Here is a 23,764-nt window from a genome sequence, read left to right as displayed (position 1 = left end):
GGGCTTTTGTTCACCTTAGCGCAGGGGGCGAGTATGTGTAAACCTCTCGGGTTTGTTGTCTGCGACGCTTTGGGGTGGTTTGCTTGTGTTTTTGCTGGCATCCGCGTTTTGTTATTGGTGCTTCAGGCGTTGCCCCTGTGCGGGGCGGCACTTACTTTCTTTGCCGCCGCAAAGAAAGTAAGCAAAGAAAGCGGGCTAACACCGCCCGTTCTTGACCACCGCCTGAGGGCCCCCAACAGTTCCTCCACTTCACATGGCAACCGCTCCGTTCAATGCCCGTTGCCAGCGCTTCGGCTAGGCGCCTCACCCACTTCAATCACCCGTAGCGCAGCCAACGGCAGCGAATGGTTTGCGCCGCCCAGGTGGCAAACTGTGTGTAGGCCGTAGTGCTTCACACCTCAGCGCTCTTACGACACCGACCGTGTTTTTCAGTCCGGAGTGAAGCGCGTACACCGGGCATTGATAAGAGCGATGCCGCGAACAGGACGGGGCCGTTGGGGGCCCGTGGGTAAAGGTCAAGAATTAGCGGTGTTCAGCGGCTTTCTTTTGCCTACTTTTCTTTGCCGCGGCAAAGAAAAGTAGGTGCCGCCCCGCACAGGGGCGACGCTTGAAGCAGGCAAGACATATCGCGGATGCCAGCGAAACCAAAAGCAAACCACTTAAAGCGTCGCAAGACACACAAGACCCGAAATTCACCCACGCGCCAGCGCCCCCAAAGCATCCCTCAACGCGGTCCGCAAACCCTCCTCAACTACAGGATGATAAAAAGGCATAGCAAGCATCGCATCAACCGTAAGCCCCATCTGCAACGCCCAGGCCAGCAAATGCGCAATATGCTCAGCATCCGGCCCAATCCACTCAGCACCCAGAAACCGCCGCGTACCGCGATCCACATAAACATGCATGAGCCCGCGATTGCGCAACATCACGCGACTGCGGCCCTGATCCTCGAAGCTGACCTCGCCCGTCACAGACGACCCGGCAGCAAGATCCGCATGCCGCGCACCCACCATCGCAATTCCCGGCTCCGAGAACACCACCGAAATCGCCGCACGACGCACCAGCGGCTTCACATCGGGATACCGCGCGGCATTCTCGCCCGCACTACGGCCCTCGTCAGCAGCTTCATGCAGCAGCGGCAATACATCGTTCGCATCGCCCGCGATGAACACCGGGTGCTTGCCCGCCTGCAACGTCAGCGGATCGAACACCGGCACGCCGCGCGCATCGACTTCCAGCGTCGTGTTGTGCAGCGCCAGCCTGTCCATGTTCGGACGACGTCCCGCGGTCACCAGCACATAGTCGAACGTGTCTTCACGCAACTCGCCGGCGCTGTCCCGATAGCGCAGATGCACACTGTCGCCGTCACGCGTCGCGGCTTCCACCTGCGCATGCGGCTCGAAGTGGAATACGTCCTTGAACACGTTCTGTGCGTATGCCTTGATCGCAGGATCGCTCAACGGGCCGACGCGGCCACGCGCGCCAAGCATCGTCACGTCGACGCCGAGCCATGCCAGCGCCTGACCCAGCTCCAGCCCGATCACGCCCGCGCCGATCACCGCCACCTTGCGCGGCAGGTCGTCCCATGCGAACACGTCGTCGTTGACGATCGCGCGGTCGCCGAGTGCCTGGTACATCGCCGGCACATACGGCGACGAACCCGTCGCGATCACGATCCGCTTCGCATGCACGCGGGTGTGCTCGCCAACCTGCAGCACGTTGTCGTCGATAAACTGCGCGTAGCCGATCAGCCGTTCTTCCGCAGGAATGTTCTCCGTCGATTCCACTACGAAGCCGACAAAGCGGTCACGCTCGCGCTTCAAACGCGCCATCACCTCGCGTCCGTCGATCCGCACGGCGCCATCGACATGCACGCCAAACGGCGCACTGCTGCGCGCGGCATGCGCGGCTTCGGCAGCGGCGATCAGCAGCTTCGACGGCATACAGCCGACGCGCGCACAGGTCGTCCCGTAAGCGCCGCCCTCGATCAGCACCACGCTCGCGCCCGCAGCCTTCGCGGCGCGAAAGGCGGGTAGGCCCGCGCTGCCCGAGCCAATCACTGCAACATCGATATGAAGCGTCTTCATGATCTTCCTCGTTCGGACGGGCGGGCGGCGGAATCAGCGTGCTGTGCCGCGCGTGCCGCTGCCGTCCAGTAGAATCGGTTTGCATTGCACGGTTCCAATGTACGGTTTCGGCTTCCCGTTGCTAATCCTCGAACGATTCAAAAACATGCTTAATCGGCTCAACCCGCGCCTCAACCGGCGGCTCACATGGATCTTCTAAGCCGTTTCCTGTCGCTGATGCCCGTCAGTGGCCGCGTCGATGTTCGCTGCCACTTCGGCGCACCGTGGGCAATCGAAGAGGGCCCCGCGGGCGTGCGTGAAATTCCGTATCACGTGCTGCTGTCCGGGCGCGCGGTGCTCGAAGACGGCAACGGGCCGCCCGAGCAGCTGGCGGCGGGCGACATCATCGTGTTCCCGACGGGCAGCCCGCATCGCATCCACGACGGCAGCGGCGCGCAACCGGTGCCCGTCACGGAGCGGCGCAACATCATGCTGACGGTCGCGGAGAACAGCGGCACGGGCGATTCGGTCGATATCCTGTGTGGCCGCTTTCTGCTCGGCGCCGTGCCCGACCGGCTTTTGCGCGATCACTTGCCGTCGCGGCTGGTCGTGCGCAGCGGCGCGCGCACGAGCGCGAACGGCGAGCCGCCGGTGAGCAGCGAAGGCATCGACGGCGCGCCAAGCGTCGCGGGCTCGCGGCTGGCCCGCCTGATCCAGTTGATGCGCGAGGAAGCCGCCGACGAATGCCCCGGCAGCGAGACGCTCGTCAATCATCTGTCGGCGGCACTGTTCGCGCTGACGCTGCGCTTTGCCAGCGAGGCTACCCAGCCGCCGCACGGGCTGCTCGCGCTGGCCGGCCGTCCGCGCCTGCAGGCGGCGGTGTCGGCGATGTTCGAAACGCCCGGCAAGCCGTGGACGCTCGATCAGTTCGCCGCGCTGTGCAACATGTCGCGTGCGACCTTCGTGCGGCAGTTCCAGGAAGCGATCGGGCGCTCGGCAACCGACGTGCTGACGGAAGTCCGCATGACGATCGCGGGCCGCATGCTGCTCGAATCGACGACGCCCGTGGGCGATATCGGCGAAACGGTCGGATATCAGTCGGAAGCGGCGTTCCAGCGCGTGTTCAAGAAGCAGATCGGCGTGACGCCCGCGCGCTGGCGCGCATCGGGCGGTCATATGCAGACTGCACAGGATGCGTCCGAGGACGAAACGCCTGCCGACGCAGAGCAATAGAGAATTTCAGAATCCGCACAGCACACTGCCGCGCTTCACGGCGAGGCCGCGTGCGTCGTGCGCAATGCCTTGCCTCACAAGGCTTCCGGCCATCGCGCCGAGATCCCACCTACGCTCGCGCCGTGATTGCGCCACCGCCCGGTGAGCCGATCGAGCATCTTCATGAGACGCGCCGACATTAACGGTCGCGGGATGCGCGCCTACAGTTGAGCCAACCCGTCGACGACGGCAACTCTTCTCGAAGGTGCTCAACATGACACGCGTTTATCAAGCTCTCGTTCTCGCGGCGGCACTGGGTTTGCCGCTTGCCAGCCACGCTCAGGCGCAATCGTCGGCGACGCGCGCGCAGGTTCGCGCCGAACTGATCGCCGCAGAGCAATCCGGCCAGTATCCGCAAAGCGATACGAGCTATCCGGAGCCGGCCAATTACTCCGCCGCTGCGCCGCACGTGTTCCACCGGTCGCATGACGTGATCGCCGCTTCATATGGTCCGTCGACGAACGGTAGCGCCGATGCGGGCTTCCGCGTGGCACGTGACCGTTCGCTGTCCAACGTTTCGTCGTCGTTCGACGACGTCTACCGCGGTCAGTAACTCACCTCAACCGATAACGCTCAAGGAGATAACCATGTCCGCCATCACGATCTATACGACACCGACTTGCCCGTACTGTCACGCTGCCAAAGCGCTGCTCACGAACAAGGGGCTGTCGTACAAGGAAATCAACGTGCAGAACGATCGCGCCACGGCTGTTGCGTTGATGGAGCGCACGGGGCGTCGTACCGTGCCGCAGATCTTCATCGGCGAAACGCATGTGGGTGGCTTCGACGATCTGAACGCGCTTGAAACGGCAGGGCGTCTGGACCCGCTGCTGGAAGCCAACGCGCTGAATTAAGCGAAGCGAGCGTGCTGTGATGCATGAGCCGCGATGGGCAGCGTGCCTATCGCGGAAACGAATGGCTCTGGAATCCTGAATGTTTCGCGCTATGACTCTTTGTTCATGTGTTGTGGCGAAGTGTTTTCGCAAGCGCGCGGCCGTTTGTACTTTTCGCCATCACGGACGGCGCTTTTTCCACGCGTAATCGGCGGGTGGATCGGCTGCACCCGCGCGGCCGACAGAACGCGGATTTTCACTGCACAGCGTGACGAAGCTCACGTCGTCGCCGGCAGCCTGCTGCTTGCGCAGCGTTTCGGTGAACGCGAGCGCCTCGGTCATTGCGTCGTCGGCAAACCGCTCGAAACGAGCGGTTGCCGGCGACGATCCTTCTTCCAGCCAGTACACGACAAACATGGGTTTCCTTTGATGCCTGATCGCCCGTCGGATCAGGCGAGATCGAGCGTGCCTGTCAGATCGCCGATCGGCGTGAGCCCGTTCTGCGTGAACGCGCGGTCGCGCACGACGATGCCATCGAGCGGCGCCAGCCCATGCACGCGGCTGATCAGGCGCAGGATCGAGTTCGTGTCGTACACCGTGTGATCGACATAACCTTTCTTCGCAAGCGGCGAAATGACGAGCGCGGGAATACGCGAGCCCGGTCCCCAGCGGTCGCCTTTGGGCGGCGCGACGTGATCCCACCAGCCGCCGTTCTCGTCATGCGTGATGACGATCACGGTGTTCTGCCACTGCGGCCCGCGCTGGATATGCTCGATGACATTCGCGATGTGCCGGTCGCCGGATTCGACGTCCGCGTACCCCGCGTGCATGTTCAGATTGCCCTGCGGCTTGTAGAACGTGACGGCGGGCAGGCGACCCGCATCGATATCGGCGATGAAGCGGTTGGTCGACGCATCGTCGCCGACGCCGCCGTCGCGCAGATGCCGCGTGCGCGCCGCGGTGCCAGGCGCGAAATTCGCGAAGTAGTTGAACGGCTGATGGTGATACTGGAAGTCGGGCACGGCGCCTGTGTCGCGATGATCGAGCGCGTACTGCCATGCGCCCGAATACCACGCCCAGTCGACGCCCTTGTCGCTCAGCCGGTCGCCGATGGTCGCATAGTGTTGCGGCGGCAGCACCTTCGGGTCGGCGGGATTGGCGAGCGCGGGGTCGCCGCCCTCGGCGGGCCGGATCATGCTCGGCTGATAGGGCGGCGCCATCGTGTTGACCGCGTAGCCGTCGGGCGTGAAGAGGCCGTCGTTGACGAACTTGGGCGGCCCTTCTAGCGCGGTTTTCGGCGAGTCGGGCGCCTGCTTCAGCCGCGTGCCCGCCGGGTCGTCGCCGTCGACCACGGAGACAAGCTTCTTGCCCGGACCGTTGCCGATGCCCGGCACGAGCGGCGCCTGGGCCGAAATCAGGAAGATGTGGTTCAGCCACGAACCGCCGAACGCGGCCATGAAGAAGTTGTCGCACAGCGTGTACTGCTGGGCGAGTGCCCACAGCTTCAGCGACTCGCCGCTGCTGCGGTAATGGCCCATCACGAGGCCGCCCGAATCGCCCCAGGCGGCGAACTGGTTGTTGCGGCCCGCGTTGATCTGCATCTGGTTCTGATAGAAGCGATGCACGAGATCGCGCGTGATCACGCTGTTCGGCAGCGGCGCGCCATGCGCGTCCGTCAGATGGAACGGCTGGTTGCGCAAGCCGACGATATCGCGCTCGGCAATCATATAGCGCGTGCCGTCCACTTCCTGCGCCTGCGGGACGAGCCCGCCCCAGATTTTCGGCAGCGTGGCGAGCGGCGTCGTGCCGTCGCGATCCAGTTGCACGAAGCGTTCGGGCGTGACGGCGGACAGCGGATACTGCACGCCGGGGTAGTTGCCATACAGGTTCGCGAAGCTGCGGTTCTCCGCGTAGATCACGACGATGCGTTTGACCTGATCATGCAAGGCGGCGTCGAGGCGCGCGTCGGCTGCACTGCGCGGCGCCGCGTTTGCGGTCGAGTCCACCGACTGGCAGCCTGCCAGCGCAAGGCCGAGGCCCGCGGCCGCAATGCCGGTGAGGACGCGGCGGCGTTCGGGATCGTCGGGACGGTCGTCGGCCGGGAGGTCGGCAGAAGTGGGCAGATTGGGGTCGTCGTGCTCGTTCATCGGTCAGTCTCCTGGCACAGTGAAACGCGTAAGAGGCACAGCGGTAACGCGCGGAAGGCGTTGCGAGATGCATGGCAAAGCGTGGCGCGCCATGGCGCCGGCTCGCGCGCAAACCGCATCGTCGCATTCGTTGCGGGCGCTTAGCAACCTTCCGGCGATGGATTGTCTGCCCGGGCGCCGCGTGTCGCAAGGACACGCGGCGCTTGAGCATGCGGGTGGGAACGGGGTTGGCGCCAAAGAAAGCGCAAGCTAGCCGCCCGACAGGTGTGGCTACAGGCGTCCCTTCAGATCGTCGAGCGAAACGCCGAGTTCGCCCGCCAGATGCGTGACGAGCGCTTCGAGCCGCTCGACACGTTCGCTCAACTCGCGCTGCTGTGCGCGCAGCGCTTCGAGTTCGCCGGGCGGCAGCGGCTCGTCGGAGAGTGCGGCGCCGCGCAACTGTTCGGGCGACGGCTCGCCGCACAGCAGATGCATCCAGCGGCTCTCGCGTTCGCCCGGCGTGCGCGGCAGCTTGACGACGCGCGGCGGGTCGTTGGCGGCGAGTTCGTCGAGAAACGCCTCGACGGACGAGGTATCGGCGAAGCTATGCAGGCGGGACGTGGCCAGACGCAATTCGGCGGCCGTCTGCGGGCCGCGCAGCAGCAGCGCCGTCAGCAGTGCCGCCGACTGGCGCGGCAGGCCGAGCACCCGCTCCATGTTGTGCTCGAAACGCGGCACGCGGCTGCTGCTCGCCTCGAACACGAGGGAAAGCCGCTTGAGATTGTTGATCGCATCGAGAATCTCGGCTTCGCTGGCGTTCATCACGGGCGAGCGGGAGGTTTTCTGATTGCAGCCCGACGCAAGCGAATTGAGCGACAGCGGATACGTGTCGGGTACGGTGTGCTGCTTTTCGAACAGCACGCCCAGCACGCGGGCTTCGAGGGGCGTGAGCGCGCGCATGGCGGGACGCGGGGTATCGTCGGGAGTCGAATTCATGGGCAATAGACCTGGATGGAACGGCGCGAGCGCACAGGCTCGCGCGTTAGCATAGTCTATTGTCCCGCCGGCGGGACCGGAAGCGGCGTGGCGTGCGGGGCTTTACCTTGACGCCTTGACGGCTCAAGGCATGCCGTACGGTTCGTCGGGTACGTCGAAGATCGCGTCCGCAACGTCGAGTTCGATCGAACAGTTGTCGGTGGAATGGGCTTGCGCCCGGGATGCGACGACGTGCTGCCGCACGAGATCTCGCAGCCGGTCCTGCACGACGTGACGTTTGTCCGTGTCCAGCGCCGAGTAGCGGTTTATCTGCGCCTCGCCCAGCCTGAGTGTCGCGATGCAGCGCGCGTCGAGTGTTGCATCGTTCCCGGTTTCGCGGCCTGTTTCGACCACCCACGAGAGCGTCAGATACGTCGTGTCGCCTTCCTGGTAAGCGCTGACGGTCGGTGCTTTCGGCGACTCGAAGGTGCCGATGAGGGCCAGTTCGATTTCCTCGATGCGCTGCGACAATCCGATCGTGTTCATGTTCATGGCGGCTCCCTGTTTTATGTGCTTGCTCCTCATGGAGTCGAGCAACTGCAGTGCCAGACCGCGCAATCCACCAGGGACAACCCGTGCTGCAGGCGCGCAACGCGCTTGCCAGTCGCGTGTGTCATAAGCCGTCCAGTATGCCGTTTATGCAGCGTTTCCCTTCGGCAGCCGGCTCGCGAGCAGCGTAATATATCCACCGATACATCGTGCGGGCCGCCGCAACGCAAGGAGATGGAAGATGGGACTGACTGGCTCGGCGGCGCTGCCGCTGCAGGAGACGACGGCGGGCGCCGTCATGCTGGCGGGCGCTTTCCTGCGCCCCATGCAAGTGACGCTCGACGATCTGCGGCAGCACGCGAGCGTCACGGCCGATCCCTTCGACCTGCGCTGCTACACGACCAACCGCTTCATCCGCAAGGTCGATCAGTATCGCGGTGTGCTGCTGAAGGACCTGATCGACATGGCGGGCCTGCGCAACGACAGTCCCGGCGATTTCAAGCGGACCATTTTCATCGCGCATGCGCACGACGGTTATGCCGTGACGTTTTCGTGGCATGAACTGTTCAATACGCCCATCGGCGAACGCGTGCTGGTCGCGTTCGAGCGCGGCGATCAACCGATTTCCGTCGACGAAGGCGCGCCCATTCTGTTCTCGGCCGCCGATATCCTGCCCGCGCCGCGCCATGTGAAGCGGCTGGCAGGCATCGTGGCGCGCGTACTGGAGCTTTGACGAAGGGGCTTTGTGCGTTCGCGCTGCGTTGAGTTGCGTCGTACTGGTGCAAGTGCCGATTGAAATACCGCGTATGGCATCGTGTATGCTTGCGCGCATGAGTCAACCGGCAAACAACATGAAGACATCGGCACATCCCAAGCCCGAGGTGCGCTTCAGAATGCGCATTCAGCAGGAAGGCACGATCGCGCTCGGACCGGGAAAGGTCGCGCTGCTCGAAGCGGTGCGCGAGCACGGTTCGATTTCGGCGGCGGCGCGCAGTCTGAACATGTCGTACCGGCGCGCGTGGCTATTGATGGATGAGCTGAACCGGTCGCTGAAGTCGCCCGCGACGGTGTCCGAGCATGGCGGCCAGAGTGGCGGCGGCAGCGCGCTGACGCCTGTCGGCGAGGAAATTATCCGGCTCTATCGCGGCATCGAGGCGCAGGCGTATGCCGCCTGCGCCGACGATATCGCCGCGCTCACAAAAATGGTGCGGCGTTAGTTCGGGTCGTGATTGAAGTGCGGCTAGCCGTGACGCAGGCAGAAGCGCGGGGCGCCGCCTGATTGCGTGTTGGTCTGCGCATCCGCGTTGAGCCGCCCGATCAGTTCGACGAAACTCGCGACGCTCGCCGTGCGCAGCGGATACCATGCAATGTGGCCGCGCTCGCAAACGCGCTTGAGCATGTTCATCGAGTCGTGGTCGATGCAATCGACGGGAAACACGACCATGTCCGCGCCCGGCAATGCCGCCGCCAGCATGCCCTTGCGATCTTCGATACCGCCGTCGTGCACGGTCATCTCGCCGCCCGCCGTTTCGACGATGCGTTTGATCGCAGCGTTCGATCCAGGCCGTCCACCCACATAGACGATGCGCATGCGCTCCAGAATGGCGAGCGATGCCGAACGTTCGGACGGATCGTCGCCCGCGGTGGCCTGCAGCGTGCGTTCCAGCGCGCTGGCTTCCGCTTGCAGCGTCTTCACCAGCGCATCCATGTCGTCGAGCCGTGCGCGCAGCGCGCGTGTGCTTTCCTGTTCGGCGGCGGCGCGCTGTTCGGCTGCCTCGCGGCGATTCGTGTGCAGCGCGAGACGTTCGTCGCGCGCCGTCAGTGCTTCTCGCAGTTGATGGACTTCGGCGCGCAGCTCGGCGTCGCTGTCGGCATCCTGCGCCTTTGCGTGCGCGGCGTGCGCTTCCAGTTCATGCGCGGCGGCGTCTCGCTGCAGGCTCATCTCCTGCAGACGGCCTTGCTGGCGATCGATCTTCGCGCGCAACGATGCGTTTTCTTCTTCCAGCGCGACGAGCCGGCGAATGTCCGCGCGATTCGCGGCGCCGACCAGATGCGACAGCATGTGCAGGTCGCCGAACGCGGCCTGACGCACGCTCATCGTCGTTTGCGGATGGGTCATCAACGCCCAGTAGGCGGGCGGAATGTCGCCGTTCTTGAGCGCGTCTTTCCACAGCGCGAGCACAGCGTCGGGATCTTTCGCCTTGTCGAAAAGACGGATCGCGCCTGAAAAGCGCTCATCCAGCGCTTTTTGCAGTGCCTTGCCGCCGGCGCCGCCTTCGATCGCGAGTTCCACAGCCGTGTGGTGAATTTCGAGGTCGGTGGCGCGCTGACGGTCGAGGTCGGTGAACTTCGGCACGAGCTTGCGCAATTCGTGCGTGCTCAGACAGGTGCCGATGATCGAGCAATGCAGGTGCGCGTCGAGTTCGGCAAGCCGTGTGCGTCGCTTCAGATCGGCGAGTTGCGCTTTCGACGGCGCGCAGCAGGGATCGGCGCGGCCAGCGGAACTAAGGGACGTATCGATGCCCGTGCGGGCGAGACGAAAGGGCGGAGCGTGCATGATGACCTCTATCCGGACATGACGACGGACCGGGGTGGATGCGCGAACGGATAATCGAAATATACCATCGAATATATCGAATGCGGACTGGCGCCAGAATCAGTGCACCGGTTCGGGTTGGCGTCGTCGCGCGGGCAGCGGCGCGGGTTTGAGCGTCACCGTGCGCGGCGGCGCGGGCTTATGCCGCTCCAGCACGTGTTCGACGCACAGCCCGACGAGAATCGCGTCGACGCGCTCAAGCGCGGTCACTGTCTCGCGCATCGCGTTCGGGTCGGTGCTGAACGATTCGGAAAACACCGCGTCGCGCGTGCGTTCGAGCACCCGAGCCTGGCGGATTGCGATTTTCAGTTCGCGCAGCCTTGCAAAGCGGGCAGCCTGCGCCTCGCTTGCCAGCATCGACAGCAATTCGCGCAGCGAAGCGGCGGACAGATCGTCTGCCGCCAGCGCGGCGTCCCGCGCAGCCGCAAACATTTGTACGAAGCGCGTGACGCTGCTGCGCAGACGTCTGAACGCATCGACCACATCGCGGATCTGCTGTGCGCGCACGTCGCCCGACAGCGGCTTGAGCGTGCTGATTTTCCCGGATAGCGCATCCGTTTGCGCATGGCGACGTGTGCTGGCCACCCCGTATCTCCTGCGATTCGAACGATCGATGTATTCTACCGGATATATCGGTGGTGCGGCGAAACTGGGATTAGCCCTATAAGGAGCGCTTAACGGCGCGCGATCACGAGCGCGATGCCGCCGAGTATCGCGACGGAACTCAGCGCGAGGCGCGCCGTCAGCGGCTCGCCGAGCAGCACGATGCCGCCGGCGGCGGCGATCAGCGGCACGCTCAGTTGCACGCTGGCGGCTGTGGCAGCCTTCAGGTCTTTCAGCGCGGCATACCAGATTACATAGCCGACGCCCGAGGTCAGCGCACCTGAAATCGCCGCGAAAATCAGCCCCATTCTGTCGATCGATGTATGCGCAACCATCGCGAGGCTGACGGCCGCCGCGAACGGAATCGCGCGCAGGAAGTTGCCGGCTGTGGTTGCCGTGGGATCGGCAGCGCGCTTGCCGCGCAGCGAATACACGCCCCACGCGACGCCCGCGCCCAGCATCAGCAGCGACGGGAGAAGAGGCGGCGCGCTCACGCCAGGCAATACGAGACCAACGAGACCCGCGAGCGCGCAGGCGAGGCCTGTCCATTGCAGCAGATGCAGACGTTCGCCGCGTGAGAACCCATAGCCGATCATCGTCGCCTGCACTGCGCCGAACAGCAGCAGCGCGCCCGTGCCTGCCGCGAGCGACACGTACGCAAATGAAAACGCTGCCGCGTAGGCGAACAGCGCGAAGGCGGAGAGCCAGTTTCCGGCGACCGGCTGCGACGCGCGGCGGCTGCGCAGAATCAGCCACAACACGATGGCGGCCGACGCGATGCGCACGCTGGTAAACGTCGCGGGATCGATCGATGTGCCCTTCAACGCGACGCGACACAGCAACGAGTTGCCTGCGAAGGCGAACATGGCAACGATCGTCAGCAAGGCGATGCGCATGCGCGGCATGGTGTGTCGTGCGGGAAGGGTGATGTCGTTAGCGTGCACGATACCGGATTTCCTGCGTGACGCAGTGCAGCGCAGGATGGGTGAGGCGGGCATTGAAACGGCCGTGCCGGATAGCAACGCGTTGGCGGTTGCTATCCGGCACGCTGGTTGTAGCGCTCAGGCCATCGCGGAAGGCTTGATGTTCTGGTTATGCCGGAACAGGTTCTGCGGATCGTAACGGTCTTTCACCGCGACGAGCCGCGCGTAGTTCGGGCCGTAAGCGGCGCCGACGCGCGCGGATTCTTCTTCCGTCATGAAGTTCACATACACGCTGCCGAGCGCGAACGGCGCCGATGCGTCGAAGAACGCGCGCGACCAGCCAATGCAACGCTCGTCGTCGGCGGCTTCCGTCCAGCGCCCGTGCACGTTCATCACGTACTTCGCGTCGCGGTTCGAATAAGCCATTGCGTCGGGCGCAACGCGCATCGTCTGCCCGCCGATGGCGCCGAAGAAGATTTCGCACTGCGGCGACGGCAACTTGCCGATGGCATCGACGAACGCGTCGATCAGGCCGTCTTCGAGGGTCGCGAGGTTGTGCGACTTCCAGTAGTTGCGCGCGCCAGGCGTGAGCAGCGGATCGAAGGCCTGTTGCCACGCGGTGAACGGCATCGGCCCGAGATGTTCGCCGTAGGGCGTGCCGAACTTGCGTACTTCTTCGACCACGGCGGGACCGTTCGCGACAGGCCCGGTATAGCAGACGGCGAAGGCGATGATCGGCTTGCCGTGCACGTCGGCGGGCAGGAAGGGCAGCGGCGGCGCGAAACGCGCGACGGCCCATACCGTCAGTTCGTCGGGCCAGGTTTCGACCGCGGCGCGGTATTTGACGAGTGCGTCGCGCGCCTGTTCCATTGGCAACACGACGAGGCCGCCAAAGACTTCGGGGCCGAGTTCGTGCAACTGGAACTCGAACATCGTAACGACGCCGAAGTTGCCGCCGCCGCCGCGGATTGCCCAGAACAGATCTTCATGCGATTCGGCGCTGCAGCGGATCAGGTTGCCGTCGGCCGTGACGACGTCGGCGGAAATGAGGTTGTCGACGGTCATGCCGAAACGCCGGCTGATCCACCCGAACCCGCCGCCGAGCGTGAGGCCCGCAACGCCCGTCGTCGAGTTGATGCCGAGCGGCGTCGCGAGGCCGAACGCTTGCGCCTCATGGTCGAAGTCGCGCAGCAGACAGCCCGGCTCGACATAGGCGCGGCGCGCAATGGGATCGATGCGCGCGGATTTCATCTGGGATAGATCCAGCAGCATGCCGCCTTCGCACACGCCGCTGCCCGCGATATTGTGGCCGCCGCCGCGCACGGCGAGCAGCAACTGGTTGTCTCGCGCGAAATTGACGGCGCGCCGGACATCGGCTGTGCCCGCGCAGCGAACGATGATCGCGGGGCGGCGGTCGATCATCGCGTTCCAGATGCTGCGTGCTTCATCGAACGTCGGGTCGCCGGGCAATACGACCTGGCCTCGTGTGAGAGCTTTGAGTTCGTCGATTGCACTGCTGGACAGATTCGCCATGCTACACCTCCGGTACGGACAAACAACGTCCGAACCCCTTGATCATGTCTGATCAAAGTAGTTCGGACGACCTGGTTTTTCAATTCAGTAAACGGGGATGATCGTCGCGTACAAATTAACGTATACCCGCATGCATGCGGGTTTATTCAAAGTTCCTTTGGCGACAAAGCGAAGCGTGAGAAAAGCCCATGAAACAAGGCATTTTCTGAACGCATTCACGGATGGAGTGCTTCGCGAATAGCGTCGTTTAACGAACGGCATGGTTAGCGAAGTTCACATGATCTGCCAACGCGTTCGCGACATACACGCGTGAGCCAGATCATAAGCAAGGTGCTTTTTTCGTTGGGCAACAGATAAAACGCATGCGATTAAATTGCGCGCATCAATGGCACGGTGTTCCGGCTTGTACAGGCTGGTGCCGGACGAATCGGCATGTTCGTTTCTTCTGTTACGCTGACCGCCAACTTGCGTTGCGTAAGTAAAGACGGGTGAATGCGTAATAGATTGTTCTACTGTTCGTAAGTACAGTAGATGGCAGTTGTTCGTGTTTTGTATGGTTAACCCCGATTTAAACGTAAACGAACAAAAGAGAACATTGTTGCTGTTGTTTTGATTTCATTTTTGAACATCGGCCGTATGGCCTGTTTTTGAAGTACCCGAATAAAAACCAACGGGACAATGGATCGACAACAGTTTCTCCCGCGCCCTTGCGGCGCTATCCCTTGCCCTGCCTCTCGTCAGCAAACCGGACCGCGCATTCGCGCCGCCCGGTGCCTGTTAGCGCCACGAGCGCACTAACGGCAGCATTGCTGTAGCCGTACCAAAGCATCTGAATTTGCGTCGAAGCCGCAGTTGAATAAAGAACAAGCAGAACAAAAGCAAGCTGCATCAGAAGCATCGAACAAAGGAGAGCAATTTGGTTTTGGAACTGGAACGGGTCACCGTCGTTTCGGGCGGGCTGACGCATCTGTACGGCGTCGACCTGCGGCTCGTACCGGGGGCGATCAATGTGCTGCTGGGTCCGACCCAGGCAGGCAAGACCACGTTGATGCGTGTGATGGCAGGACTCGACAGGCCGACGACGGGACGCGTGCTCGCCGACGGCCAGGATGTGACGGGCGTGAGCGTGCGTCAGCGCAACCTCGCCATGGTCTATCAGCAGTTCATCAACTATCCCGCGATGACGGTGTTCGACAACATCGCGTCGCCGCTCAAGCTGCAAAAGACAGACGCGGACGAAATACGCCGCCGCGTGAACGAGGTCGCGTCGAAGCTGCATATCGAGCATCTGCTGGACCGGCGGCCCGGAGAACTGTCGGGCGGTCAGCAGCAGCGCTGCGCGCTGGCGCGCGCGCTCGTCAAACGCACGTCGCTCGTGTTGCTCGACGAACCGCTCGTGAACCTCGACTACAAGCTGCGTGAAGAATTGCGCGCCGAACTCACGACGCTCTTTTCCGATGGCAAGACCACGGTCGTCTACGCGACTACAGAACCGCTCGAAGCGCTGCTGCTGGGCGGCTATACGGCGGTCGTCGACAAGGGCCGCGTGCTGCAGTTCGGACCGACGCTCGACGTCTACAACGCACCCGTGAACGTCGATGTTGCCGCTGTGTTCAACGATCCGCCCATGAACATGCTGACGAGCGAGCTGCTCGAGAACGGCGACGCGCGTCTGCCCATCGGCATCGATGTGCCTGTGCGCCGCGCCGCGCAGGCAGCGGTCGGCACAGGCAGTTGCAGGATCGGAATCCGGCCTGGCCATTTGCGTCTCGCGCCGCGCAACGCGCATTCGATCGCCGTGCCGTGTCTGCTCGAACTCGCCGAGCTGAGCGGCTCGGAAACCTATCTGCATCTGCACACGCGCAATGGTGGCATCGATCTCGTCGCGCAGTTGCAAGGCGTGCATCAGATCGAGCTGGGCACCCAGCTCGATGTCTATATCGATCCCGACGAACTGTTCGTGTTCGGCGCGGACGCCAATCTGGTCGCGCGGCCGAAGGTGCAGGAGGTGGCGTATGGCGCGCATTGAGTTTCAGAACCTCGGGCATGCCTATCGTCCGAATCCTGCATCGCTCGACGATTACGCGCTGCAGCCGATGAGCATGGTGTGGGAAGACGGCGGCGCTTACGCGTTGCTCGGGCCGTCGGGTTGCGGCAAGTCCACCTTGCTCAATATCGTGTCGGGCCTGTTGACGCCATCCGAAGGCAAAGTCCTTTTCAATGGGCGCGACGTGACCACGCAAGGTGCGCGCGAACGCAACATCGCGCAGGTGTTCCAGTTCCCCGTGATCTACGACACGATGAGCGTGTTCGACAATCTCGCGTTTCCGCTGCGCAATCGCGGCCTGCCCGCGGCAGAAGTGCGTACCCGCGTGCATGAAGTGGCCGACATCCTCGATATGGCGCGCGATTTGCCGCGCAAGGCGAGCAACCTGTCGGCGGATGCGAAGCAGAAGATTTCACTCGGACGCGGACTCGTGCGCAAGGACGTCGCCGCCATTCTGTTCGACGAGCCGCTGACCGTTATCGACCCGCACATGAAGTGGATGCTGCGGCGTCAGCTGAAGAAGATCCATCAGCAATTGAAGCTCACGCTGATCTACGTGACGCACGATCAGGTGGAAGCACTGACATTCGCCGATGAAGTGGTCGTGATGACCAATGGGCGCGTGGTGCAGAAGGGCGGTCCGGAAGCGCTGTTTTTGCGGCCCGATCACGCATTTGTGGGGTATTTCATCGGCAGTCCGGGGATGAATCTGTGCCCGGTGAGTCTCGACGACAGCGCGATCAGACTGGGTTCGCAACGCGTCGCCGTCGATGCAAATACGCTCGCGACGCTCAAGAGCACGCAAGGCGATCTGAAGCTGGGCATTCGTCCCGAGTTCGTGCGGCTCGCAAGCGATGGCGAGGCGGGCGCGGTACGCGCGCAAGTCACGCGCGCGCAGCAGCTCGGCAACTATCAGCTCGTGACCGCGAACTGCGAAGGTCATGTATTCAACGCAAAGATGGAGCCGAACTTGCGCGTCGAAGATGGCCCTGTGTGGTTGCGCGTTGCCGCGCCTGAAACCGTCTATTTCAGCAACGACGAACGCGTCGCAGTGCGGGCCGCAGGGGGCGCGCGATGAAGCCGCTCAATCAGAAGGCGTGGCTGCTTGTCGTGCCCGTGTTCATCTGCGTTGCGTTCTCCGCAATCCTGCCGCTGATGACGGTCGTCAATTACTCGGTGCAGGACATCATCAGCCCGACTCAGCATGTGTTTGTCGGCACCGAGTGGTTTCGCAACATCATGACTGACCCCGATCTGCGCGGCGCATTGGGCCGTCAGATCATTTTCTCGGCGTGTGTGCTGCTGTTTGAAATTCCGCTTGGCGTCGGGCTTGCACTCGCGATGCCCGCTTCGGGCTGGCGTGCATCGGCGGCACTCGTGGTGCTGGCAATGCCGCTGCTGATTCCATGGAACGTGGTTGGCACGATCTGGCAGATCTTCGGCCGTCCGGATATCGGCCTGCTCGGCTACGCGCTCAATAGCATTGGCGTCGAGTACAACTACACGGCAAGTCCGACGGATGCATGGGTGACTGTGCTCGTGATGGATATCTGGCACTGGACTCCGCTCGTTGCATTGCTCTGTTATGCGGGTCTGCGCGCGATTCCCGACGCGTTTTATCAGGCAGCGGAGATCGACGGTGCAAGCCGCTTTGCGGTGTTCCGCTATATCCAGTTGCCGAAGATGCGTGGCGTGCTGATGATTGCCGTGCTGCTGCGCTTCATGGACAGCTTCATGATCTATACGGAGCCGTTTGTGCTGACCGGCGGCGGCCCCGGCGACTCGACTACTTTTCTCAGCCAGTACCTGACGCAGAAAGCAGTCGGTCAATTCGATCTCGGACCTGCGGCGGCGTTTTCGCTGATCTACTTCCTGATCATCCTGTTGCTGTGTTTCATTCTTTACAACTGGATGGAACGTGTCGGCAAAGGCGGTGCTGCAACGATGGGAGACGACAATGCGTGATGACCGCCGCTGGATACGCGCACTCGTATTGCTCGTCTATATCGCGTTTGCGCTGATTCCGTTGTACTGGATGTTGTCGATTTCACTGCGCACGAACGAAGAAACGATGTCGGCGTTTTCGATCTGGCCGAAGCACGTCACCTTCGATAACTTCAAGATCATTTTCACCGACCCGTCGTGGTACTGGGGCTACATCAATTCGATTGTCTATGTATTGATGAATACGGTGATGTCGGTACTCGTCGCGTTACCGGCGGCCTATGCGTTCTCACGCTATCGCTTTCTCGGCGACAAGCACATGTTCTTCTGGTTGCTTACCAACCGGATGACGCCGCCCGCCGTGTTTCTGCTGCCGTTTTTCCAGCTCTATTCGAGTGTCGGACTGATGGACACGTATGTCGCCGTGGCGCTCGCGCACATGCTGTTCAACGTGCCGCTTGCGGTGTGGATTCTCGAAGGCTTCATGTCGGGTGTCTCGCGTGAAATCGACGAGACCGCTTATATCGACGGTTATTCGTTTCCCGCGTTCTTTATCAAGATCTTTCTGCCGTTGATCAAGGCGGGCGTCGGTGTGACGGCGTTCTTCTGTTTCATGTTCAGTTGGGTCGAACTGCTGCTCGCGCGCACGCTGACTACCGTGAATGCGAAGCCGATCGCCGCCGTGATGACGCGCACGGTATCGGCGGCGGGCATGGATTGGGGCGTGCTGTCGGCGGCAGGCGTGCTGACGATCATTCCCGGCGCGCTCGTCATCTACTTCGTGCGCAACTACATCGCGAAGGGCTTTGCGATGGGGAGAGTGTGATGTTCACGTGGATGTACTGGACACCCGAAGTCGCGATTTTCTTTGGCTGCGTCGTCATGATGCTGGCAGGCATGACGCTGTGGGAATTGCGCACGCCGACCATCGAACGCAAGGGTTTTCTGCCGATTGCGACGACGCGCGGCGACAGGCTCTTTATCGGGCTATTGACGGCTGCGTATGTGAATCTCGCATGGATTGCAGTCAGCGGCGAAGGCGCGAGCGCGTGGCCGGGTTTCGCAGCCTCCGTCCTCGTGCTGCTCGCGATCATGTGGAAGGGATAAGGCAATAGAACAAACCGGTTCCGTTGATACCCCGGGCGGAAACCGGCTGATGATCCAAAGGGGTGTGGAGACACAGGAGAAGACCATGCAACACAGGAGACGGATCGTCGCGCTCGCAGTGGCAGGAGTGGTCGCGGGGGCTTGTGCGAATCACGCTGCTTTGGCGGGCACGCCCGAAGCGCAGAAGTGGGTGGATAGCGAATTCCAGCCGAGCACGCTGTCCAAGCAGCAACAGATGGACGAAATGAAATGGTTCATCGATACGGCTGCGACACTCAAGGGACAAGGCGTCAAGGAAATTCACGTGGTGTCGGAAACGATCGACACGCACATGTATGAATCGAAGACGCTTGCCAAGGCATTCACGGAAATCACGGGCATTCAGGTCAAGCACGACATCATTCAGGAAGGCGATGTCGTCGAAAAACTGCAAACGTCGATGCAATCCGGTCAAAGCATCTATGACGGCTGGATTTCCGACTCGGATCTGATCGGTACGCACTATCGCTATGGTGTGATCATGCCGCTGTCGGATTACATGTCGGGCGAGGGCAAGCAGTACACGAATCCAGGCCTCGATATCAAGGACTTTATCGGCACTAGCTTCACGACCGCGCCGGATAAAAAGCTCTATCAGTTGCCCGACCAGCAGTTCGCCAATCTGTACTGGTTCCGCGCGGACTGGTTTGCTCGCAAGGATCTGCAGGACAAGTTCAAGGCGAAGTACGGCTACGATCTCGGCGTGCCGGTGAACTGGTCGGCGTATGAAGATATCGCCGACTTCTTCACGAATGAAGTGAAGACCATCGACGGTGAGAAAGTCTATGGTCACATGGATTACGGCAAGAAAGATCCGTCGCTCGGATGGCGCTTTACCGATGCATGGCTCTCCATGGCTGGCGAAGCCGACAAAGGCATTCCGAACGGCTTGCCCGTCGACGAATGGGGCATTCGCGTGACGCCGGACGGCTGTCATCCTGTCGGCGCATCCGTGTCGCGCGGCGGCGGCACGAACAGTCCGGCCGCCGTGTTCGCGACCACGAAATACGTCGACTGGATGAAGAAATATGCGCCACCGGAAGCGTCCGGCATGACCTTCAGTGAGGCCGGCCCTGTTCCCGCGCAAGGCAAGATCGCGCAGCAGATCTTCTGGTACACGGCGTTCACGGCGTCGATGCTCAAGCCCGGCAACGTGACGAACGCGGACGGCACGCCGAAATGGCGCATGGCGCCGTCGCCGCATGGCCCGTACTGGAAAGACGGCATGCAGAACGGCTATCAGGACGTTGGCTCGTGGACCTTCTTCAAGTCGACGCCCGCGAATCAGCGTGCTGCCGCATGGCTTTACGCGCAATTCGTGACATCGAAAACGGTATCGCTGAAGAAGTCGATTGTCGGTCTTACGTTCATTCGCGATTCCGACATTCATAGCGATTACTTCACGAAGAACGCCGACAAATACGGTGGTCTGATCGAGTTCTATCGCAGTCCTGCGCGCGTTGCGTGGACGCCGACGGGCGGCAACGTGCCTGACTATCCGAAGATGGCGCAACTGTGGTGGAAGAACGTCGCGACGGCAGCGGCCGGCGAAAAGACGCCGCAAGCCGCAATGGATAATCTCGCGAAGGAAATGGATCAGGTGATGGGCCGCTTGCAGCGCGCGGGCATGAAAGTGTGCGCGCCAGAGTTGAATCCGGAAAGCGATCCGGCTAAATGGCTGTCGGATCAACATGCTCCGTGGAAGAAGCTCGCGAATGAAAAGCCGAAGGGCGAAACGGTCAAATACGACCAGCTGCTCGCAGCGTGGAAGGCAGGCAAGGTGCGCTAAGCGGTCGACTGAAACAGCGGGAAGTTGAAGCGGGCGGTGTCGAAAGACGCCGCCCGTTTTTTTATTCGACTGAGTTAAATCCGTAAAAGCCAATAAACAGGCGTCGTTAATGCATTTATAGAAAGCCAATCGTCATTTAAAAGAATGACGCGCAAAGACCACACATGCCTTACGCATGATTGCGAACCATTACCGTTCATGTAATGATACCGATTCTCATTTAGAAGGGGCCAGCCGGGGACGCAGGCACGGCGGGGCGGTTCGCGTCACAGCGCGTACCGGACGGGCAGGTTGCGCCCGTTGCACCAAGAAAAAGATCAGTTACAACGACAGGGAATCGCGATGCTTCGAACAACGCCACTCGCAGCGGCCGTCATGGCCGTCTTTGCGACGCCGCTCTACGCTCAAACGACGACGCCAGCCGCACCGGCAGCACAGGTTGCACAAGCCGATCCGTCCAGTTCTCCCGCCAGCCAGCCCTCCGCCAGCCAGCCCAGCAGCACGTTGCCGACCGTCAAGGTGACGGGCCAGGCCGATAATTCAACCGACTTCCAGGCGGACACGTCCAGCGTCGGCGCCAAGGTGCCGACCGCGTTGCGCGATATTCCGCAAGCCGTCACCGTTATTCCGAAGGCCGTGCTGGAATCGCAGGCTGCCAGCTCGTTCTCCGACGCGCTGCGCAACGTGCCCGGCATTACGATCGGCGCAGCCGAAGGCGGCCAGATCGGCAACAACATCAACTTGCGCGGCTTCTCGGCGCGCACGGACATTTACCTCGACGGTTTCCGCGATCGCGGCCAGTACTATCGCGACACGTTCAACCTCCAGTCGATCGACGTGCTGTACGGCCCGTCGTCGCTGTACTTCGGACGCGGCTCGACGGGCGGCGTGATCAACCAGGTCAGCAAGGAACCGGAGCTGAAAAAGCGCGCCGATGTCTCCGTGCAGGCCGGCACGCATGATCGCTACCGCACCACGGTCGACCTCGACACGCCGATCACCGACACTTCCGCGTTCCGTATCAACGCGTTCGGCCAGAGCCTCGGCTCGTCGCGCGACGTGATGAAGAACAAGGACTACGGCGTTGCGCCGGAAGTGAAGTTCGGCATCGGCACGCCGACGGAAATCACGCTGTCCGCGCTGATCCAGCACAACCGCGATCAGCCCGACTACGGCGTTCCGCCGCTGAATGGCCATCCGGCGCCTGTGAATCGCGGCACGTTCTACGGCTACACCGACGACCGCACGATCCAGGACGTGCAGACGTTCAACGCGCGCATCAAGCATCGCTTCAACGACGACCTGACGCTGCGCAACCAGACGCAGTTCAGCCACTACAGCACGGAAGCACGCGCGACCAACGCGGCCTCGGTGCTGACGGGCCCGCTGTCGACGTCGACTGCGCTCACCAACGGCAACTTCACGAACATCGATCCGTCGAAACTGTTCGTGAAGCTGCAGGGTAAAGACCGCAACATCAACGACCACTCCGTCTACAACTCGACGGATGTCGAATGGAAAGTCAACACCGGGCCGATCAAACACGACCTGCTGGCCGGCGTCGATCTGAGCCACGAAACGTACAGCAACCAGAGCTTCACGGCGACTTCGCCGGGCATGACGTCGAATACGATCGGCGTGGTGCCGCTGATCGACCCGCCGTACACGACGCGTCCCGCGAACGTGAAGGAAGTGGCGACCAATCTCGCTGAATCGAGCGCGAACGGCGTGGGCGTGTATTTGAACGATACGGTGTCGATCGGCCAGCACTGGAAGGTGGTGGGCGGCGTGCGCTGGGACCGCTACGAAGCGTCGATCCACAACTCGATCAACCTGCCCAGCTACGCAACGCAGACGAATTTCTTCACCAGCGTGCGCGGCGGCGTCATCTGGCAACCGACCGACTGGCAGTCGTACTACGTGTCGTATGGCACCTCGTTCGATCCGTCGCTCGAAGCATTGACGCTCACGAACGGCCAGCAGAACCTGCCGCCGGAGCACAACAAGTCGTATGAAGTGGGCTCGAAGTGGGATCTGCTCGGCGGCGGGCTGTCGGTTACGCAATCGCTCTTCAACATCGAGAAGACGAATGCGCGTACCGCGAACCCGGACGGCAGCTACACGCTCGACGGCGATATCCGCGTGCGCGGCTATCAGTTGGGTCTTGCCGGTCACATCACGAACAAGTGGCAGGTGTTCGGCGGCTATACGTATATGGATGGCGTGATCCTGCAAGCCTTCGACGGCACGCAAGGCAAAACGCCCGCCAATACGCCGCGCAACACGCTCACGTTGTGGACGACGTATGACTTCACGCCGCACTGGCAGATCGGCGGCGGTCCGACCTATATGTCCTCGCGTTATGCGGCGAACAACAACTTCGTGCAGGTCGGCGGTTACACGCGCTGGGATGCAATGGCTGCGTATCACGCGAAGCGTTACGACGTTCAGATCAACGTGCTGAACCTGACCGACAAGAACTACTACGACGCGTTGATTCCGTCCGACGGCGGACGCGCGGTGCCGGGTTACGGCCGTACGTTCCTCGCGACGGTAAACTATCGTTTCTTCTGATCGCCTGAAGCGATAGCCCACGGCACGCCGCGCGCCTTCCCGCATGAAGCGGGGAAGGCGCGCGGCGCTGCCGCTTATGCAGGAACGTTGAACGATGATTGTCTCGATTCCGGACGTACTGAGTCCCGCCGAAGCCGCCGCGATGCGCGCGGCGCTCGAAGCCAGCGACGCATGGGTGGATGGCCGCGCGACGGCCGGCTACCAGGGCGCGCCCGTCAAGCACAACCAGCAGATCGCGGAAGGCTCGCAGATCGCGCTGGACCTTGGCGACCGGATCATCGCGTTGCTGGAGCGTCATCCGCTGTTCATCAGCGCTGCGCTGCCGAACAAGGTGTATCCGCCCATCTTCAACCGTTACGAAGGCGGGATGCATTTCGGCAGTCATGTCGATGGCGCGATCCGCCTCGTGCCGGGCAGCGGCGTGCGCGTGCGCACCGATATTTCGATCACGCTGTTTCTCACGCCGCCCGACGAATACGACGGCGGCGAACTGCTGATCGAAGACACCTTCGGCATGCAGGAAGTGAAGCTGCCCGCCGGGCACGCGATCGTCTATCCGGGCACGAGCCTGCATCAGGTGCGGCCCGTGACGCGCGGTGCGCGCGTGTCGAGTTTCTTCTGGGCGCAGAGCCTCGTGCGCGACGATACGCAACGCGCGATGCTGTTCGATCTCGACGGCGCGATCCAGCGGCTCAATGCGTCGAACGGCGATGAAGCGGCGCGCCGCACGCTGGTGGGCTGTTATCACAACCTGCTGCGTATGTGGAGCGAGACCTGAGCGGTCGCTG

General features: G+C 62.3%; 22 protein-coding genes. 13 read left to right on the top strand and 9 right to left on the bottom strand.

Features of this window, described 5'->3' with window-relative positions:
• Window positions 1–692: 692 nt before the first annotated feature.
• Window positions 693–2,087 (bottom strand): dihydrolipoyl dehydrogenase, encoded by a 1,395-nt coding sequence (locus tag G3O01_RS23805; protein ID WP_205808340.1) that lies wholly within the window; start codon window positions 2,085–2,087, stop codon window positions 693–695.
• A gap of 186 nt (window positions 2,088–2,273) precedes the next feature.
• Between G3O01_RS23805 and G3O01_RS23800 the strand changes: the two genes are divergently transcribed.
• The 3 genes from G3O01_RS23800 to grxC all read left to right on the top strand — a co-directional run bounded on the left by G3O01_RS23800 (window position 2,274) and on the right by grxC (window position 4,192).
• Window positions 2,274–3,299, top strand: a complete 1,026-nt coding sequence (locus G3O01_RS23800; protein WP_205808338.1) for an AraC family transcriptional regulator — start codon at window positions 2,274–2,276, stop codon at window positions 3,297–3,299.
• A 253-nt stretch (window positions 3,300–3,552) separates the two neighbouring features.
• Window positions 3,553–3,891 carry a DUF4148 domain-containing protein gene (locus tag G3O01_RS23795; protein ID WP_205808336.1) on the top strand — a complete coding sequence of 113 codons (339 nt, stop codon included), beginning with the start codon at window positions 3,553–3,555 and terminating at the stop codon, window positions 3,889–3,891.
• 34 nt (window positions 3,892–3,925) lie between these two features.
• Complete coding sequence (gene grxC / locus G3O01_RS23790) at window positions 3,926–4,192, top strand: glutaredoxin 3 (RefSeq protein ID WP_205808334.1); 267 nt, start codon at window positions 3,926–3,928, stop codon at window positions 4,190–4,192.
• Between the two features lie 159 nt (window positions 4,193–4,351).
• On the opposite strand, the gene G3O01_RS23785 is transcribed toward grxC, so the two are convergent.
• From G3O01_RS23785 to G3O01_RS23770, 4 genes are all read right to left on the bottom strand, one after another.
• Entirely contained in the window at window positions 4,352–4,588 is a 237-nt protein-coding gene (locus tag G3O01_RS23785) for a hypothetical protein (protein ID WP_205808325.1), read from the bottom strand.
• Between the two features lie 32 nt (window positions 4,589–4,620).
• On the bottom strand, window positions 4,621–6,318 hold the full coding sequence (locus tag G3O01_RS23780) for an acid phosphatase (RefSeq protein WP_205808323.1): 1,698 nt from the start codon (window positions 6,316–6,318) through the stop codon (window positions 4,621–4,623).
• 270 nt (window positions 6,319–6,588) lie between these two features.
• A complete protein-coding gene (locus G3O01_RS23775; protein ID WP_205808321.1) occupies window positions 6,589–7,293 on the bottom strand; it encodes a YceH family protein in 705 nt (234 codons plus the stop codon).
• 123 nt (window positions 7,294–7,416) lie between these two features.
• Window positions 7,417–7,824: a hypothetical protein gene (locus G3O01_RS23770; RefSeq protein ID WP_241024223.1), complete on the bottom strand. Its 408-nt coding sequence runs from the start codon at window positions 7,822–7,824 to the stop codon at window positions 7,417–7,419.
• Between the two features lie 238 nt (window positions 7,825–8,062).
• On the opposite strand from G3O01_RS23770, the gene G3O01_RS23765 reads away from it, so the two are divergent.
• Together G3O01_RS23765 and G3O01_RS23760 are read left to right on the top strand one after the other, a co-directional pair.
• Window positions 8,063–8,554, top strand: a complete 492-nt coding sequence (locus G3O01_RS23765; protein WP_205808319.1) for a molybdopterin-dependent oxidoreductase — start codon at window positions 8,063–8,065, stop codon at window positions 8,552–8,554.
• A 160-nt stretch (window positions 8,555–8,714) separates the two neighbouring features.
• Window positions 8,715–9,038, top strand: coding sequence for a LysR family transcriptional regulator (locus G3O01_RS23760; protein WP_042308297.1), 324 nt, complete (start codon window positions 8,715–8,717; stop codon window positions 9,036–9,038).
• 23 nt (window positions 9,039–9,061) lie between these two features.
• Here the strand turns inward: G3O01_RS23760 and G3O01_RS23755 are convergent, their stop codons facing one another.
• The 4 genes from G3O01_RS23755 to G3O01_RS23740 form a co-directional block, all read right to left on the bottom strand.
• Entirely contained in the window at window positions 9,062–10,378 is a 1,317-nt protein-coding gene (locus tag G3O01_RS23755) for a DUF2325 domain-containing protein (RefSeq protein WP_205808312.1), read from the bottom strand.
• 99 nt (window positions 10,379–10,477) lie between these two features.
• Window positions 10,478–11,002 carry a hypothetical protein gene (locus G3O01_RS23750; protein ID WP_205808310.1) on the bottom strand — a complete coding sequence of 175 codons (525 nt, stop codon included), beginning with the start codon at window positions 11,000–11,002 and terminating at the stop codon, window positions 10,478–10,480.
• An 89-nt stretch (window positions 11,003–11,091) separates the two neighbouring features.
• Window positions 11,092–11,925: a DMT family transporter gene (locus G3O01_RS23745; RefSeq protein ID WP_205808308.1), complete on the bottom strand. Its 834-nt coding sequence runs from the start codon at window positions 11,923–11,925 to the stop codon at window positions 11,092–11,094.
• Window positions 11,926–12,081: 156 nt separating this feature from the next.
• Entirely contained in the window at window positions 12,082–13,476 is a 1,395-nt protein-coding gene (locus tag G3O01_RS23740) for an FAD-binding oxidoreductase (RefSeq protein ID WP_205808306.1), read from the bottom strand.
• A 916-nt stretch (window positions 13,477–14,392) separates the two neighbouring features.
• Here G3O01_RS23740 and G3O01_RS23735 point away from each other — a divergent pair.
• The 8 genes from G3O01_RS23735 to G3O01_RS23700 all read left to right on the top strand — a co-directional run bounded on the left by G3O01_RS23735 (window position 14,393) and on the right by G3O01_RS23700 (window position 23,754).
• Window positions 14,393–15,505, top strand: a complete 1,113-nt coding sequence (locus tag G3O01_RS23735) for an ABC transporter ATP-binding protein (protein ID WP_205808304.1) — start codon at window positions 14,393–14,395, stop codon at window positions 15,503–15,505.
• Entirely contained in the window at window positions 15,492–16,601 is a 1,110-nt protein-coding gene (locus G3O01_RS23730; protein ID WP_205808302.1) for an ABC transporter ATP-binding protein, read from the top strand. Before G3O01_RS23735 ends, G3O01_RS23730 begins: the two co-directional genes overlap by 14 nt.
• Window positions 16,598–17,488 (top strand): sugar ABC transporter permease, encoded by an 891-nt coding sequence (locus G3O01_RS23725; protein WP_205808300.1) that lies wholly within the window; start codon window positions 16,598–16,600, stop codon window positions 17,486–17,488. The genes G3O01_RS23730 and G3O01_RS23725 overlap by 4 nt, the downstream gene beginning before the upstream one ends.
• Entirely contained in the window at window positions 17,481–18,293 is an 813-nt protein-coding gene (locus tag G3O01_RS23720; protein WP_205808298.1) for a carbohydrate ABC transporter permease, read from the top strand. Before G3O01_RS23725 ends, G3O01_RS23720 begins: the two co-directional genes overlap by 8 nt.
• On the top strand, window positions 18,293–18,574 hold the full coding sequence (locus G3O01_RS23715) for a DUF2160 domain-containing protein (protein ID WP_205808296.1): 282 nt from the start codon (window positions 18,293–18,295) through the stop codon (window positions 18,572–18,574). The genes G3O01_RS23720 and G3O01_RS23715 overlap by 1 nt, the downstream gene beginning before the upstream one ends.
• An 85-nt stretch (window positions 18,575–18,659) precedes the next feature.
• Window positions 18,660–20,402 carry an ABC transporter substrate-binding protein gene (locus tag G3O01_RS23710; RefSeq protein ID WP_205808294.1) on the top strand — a complete coding sequence of 581 codons (1,743 nt, stop codon included), beginning with the start codon at window positions 18,660–18,662 and terminating at the stop codon, window positions 20,400–20,402.
• 342 nt (window positions 20,403–20,744) lie between these two features.
• Entirely contained in the window at window positions 20,745–22,976 is a 2,232-nt protein-coding gene (locus G3O01_RS23705) for a TonB-dependent siderophore receptor (RefSeq protein WP_205808292.1), read from the top strand.
• 94 nt (window positions 22,977–23,070) lie between these two features.
• Window positions 23,071–23,754: a Fe2+-dependent dioxygenase gene (locus tag G3O01_RS23700; protein ID WP_205808282.1), complete on the top strand. Its 684-nt coding sequence runs from the start codon at window positions 23,071–23,073 to the stop codon at window positions 23,752–23,754.
• Window positions 23,755–23,764 lie beyond the last annotated feature (10 nt).

This window comes from Burkholderia sp. Ac-20365, from assembly GCF_017104715.1.
In the GTDB taxonomy this organism is placed as follows: Bacteria; Pseudomonadota; Gammaproteobacteria; order Burkholderiales; family Burkholderiaceae; genus Paraburkholderia.
Note: the sequence above shows the minus strand (reverse complement) of the source record. Positions and strands in the feature narration are given on the sequence as shown.

Excerpts from the sequence above, each read along its gene's own strand:
- G3O01_RS23770 (WP_241024223.1), bottom strand. The coding sequence starts at position 7,824 with ATGAACATGAACACGATCGGATTGTCGCAGCGCATCGAGGAAATCGAA.
- G3O01_RS23775 (WP_205808321.1), bottom strand. The coding sequence starts at position 7,293 with ATGAATTCGACTCCCGACGATACCCCGCGTCCCGCCATGCGCGCGCTC.
- G3O01_RS23725 (WP_205808300.1), top strand. The coding sequence starts at position 16,598 with ATGAAGCCGCTCAATCAGAAGGCGTGGCTGCTTGTCGTGCCCGTGTTC.
- G3O01_RS23700 (WP_205808282.1), top strand. The coding sequence starts at position 23,071 with ATGATTGTCTCGATTCCGGACGTACTGAGTCCCGCCGAAGCCGCCGCG.
- G3O01_RS23705 (WP_205808292.1), top strand. The coding sequence starts at position 20,745 with ATGCTTCGAACAACGCCACTCGCAGCGGCCGTCATGGCCGTCTTTGCG.
- G3O01_RS23745 (WP_205808308.1), bottom strand. The coding sequence starts at position 11,925 with ATGCCGCGCATGCGCATCGCCTTGCTGACGATCGTTGCCATGTTCGCC.
- G3O01_RS23740 (WP_205808306.1), bottom strand. The coding sequence starts at position 13,476 with ATGGCGAATCTGTCCAGCAGTGCAATCGACGAACTCAAAGCTCTCACA.
- G3O01_RS23785 (WP_205808325.1), bottom strand. The coding sequence starts at position 4,588 with ATGTTTGTCGTGTACTGGCTGGAAGAAGGATCGTCGCCGGCAACCGCT.
- G3O01_RS23755 (WP_205808312.1), bottom strand. The coding sequence starts at position 10,378 with ATGCACGCTCCGCCCTTTCGTCTCGCCCGCACGGGCATCGATACGTCC.
- grxC (WP_205808334.1), top strand. The coding sequence starts at position 3,926 with ATGTCCGCCATCACGATCTATACGACACCGACTTGCCCGTACTGTCAC.
- G3O01_RS23795 (WP_205808336.1), top strand. The coding sequence starts at position 3,553 with ATGACACGCGTTTATCAAGCTCTCGTTCTCGCGGCGGCACTGGGTTTG.
- G3O01_RS23710 (WP_205808294.1), top strand. The coding sequence starts at position 18,660 with ATGCAACACAGGAGACGGATCGTCGCGCTCGCAGTGGCAGGAGTGGTC.
- G3O01_RS23805 (WP_205808340.1), bottom strand. The coding sequence starts at position 2,087 with ATGAAGACGCTTCATATCGATGTTGCAGTGATTGGCTCGGGCAGCGCG.
- G3O01_RS23730 (WP_205808302.1), top strand. The coding sequence starts at position 15,492 with ATGGCGCGCATTGAGTTTCAGAACCTCGGGCATGCCTATCGTCCGAAT.
- G3O01_RS23800 (WP_205808338.1), top strand. The coding sequence starts at position 2,274 with ATGGATCTTCTAAGCCGTTTCCTGTCGCTGATGCCCGTCAGTGGCCGC.
- G3O01_RS23765 (WP_205808319.1), top strand. The coding sequence starts at position 8,063 with ATGGGACTGACTGGCTCGGCGGCGCTGCCGCTGCAGGAGACGACGGCG.
- G3O01_RS23760 (WP_042308297.1), top strand. The coding sequence starts at position 8,715 with ATGCGCATTCAGCAGGAAGGCACGATCGCGCTCGGACCGGGAAAGGTC.
- G3O01_RS23715 (WP_205808296.1), top strand. The coding sequence starts at position 18,293 with ATGTTCACGTGGATGTACTGGACACCCGAAGTCGCGATTTTCTTTGGC.
- G3O01_RS23780 (WP_205808323.1), bottom strand. The coding sequence starts at position 6,318 with ATGAACGAGCACGACGACCCCAATCTGCCCACTTCTGCCGACCTCCCG.
- G3O01_RS23720 (WP_205808298.1), top strand. The coding sequence starts at position 17,481 with ATGCGTGATGACCGCCGCTGGATACGCGCACTCGTATTGCTCGTCTAT.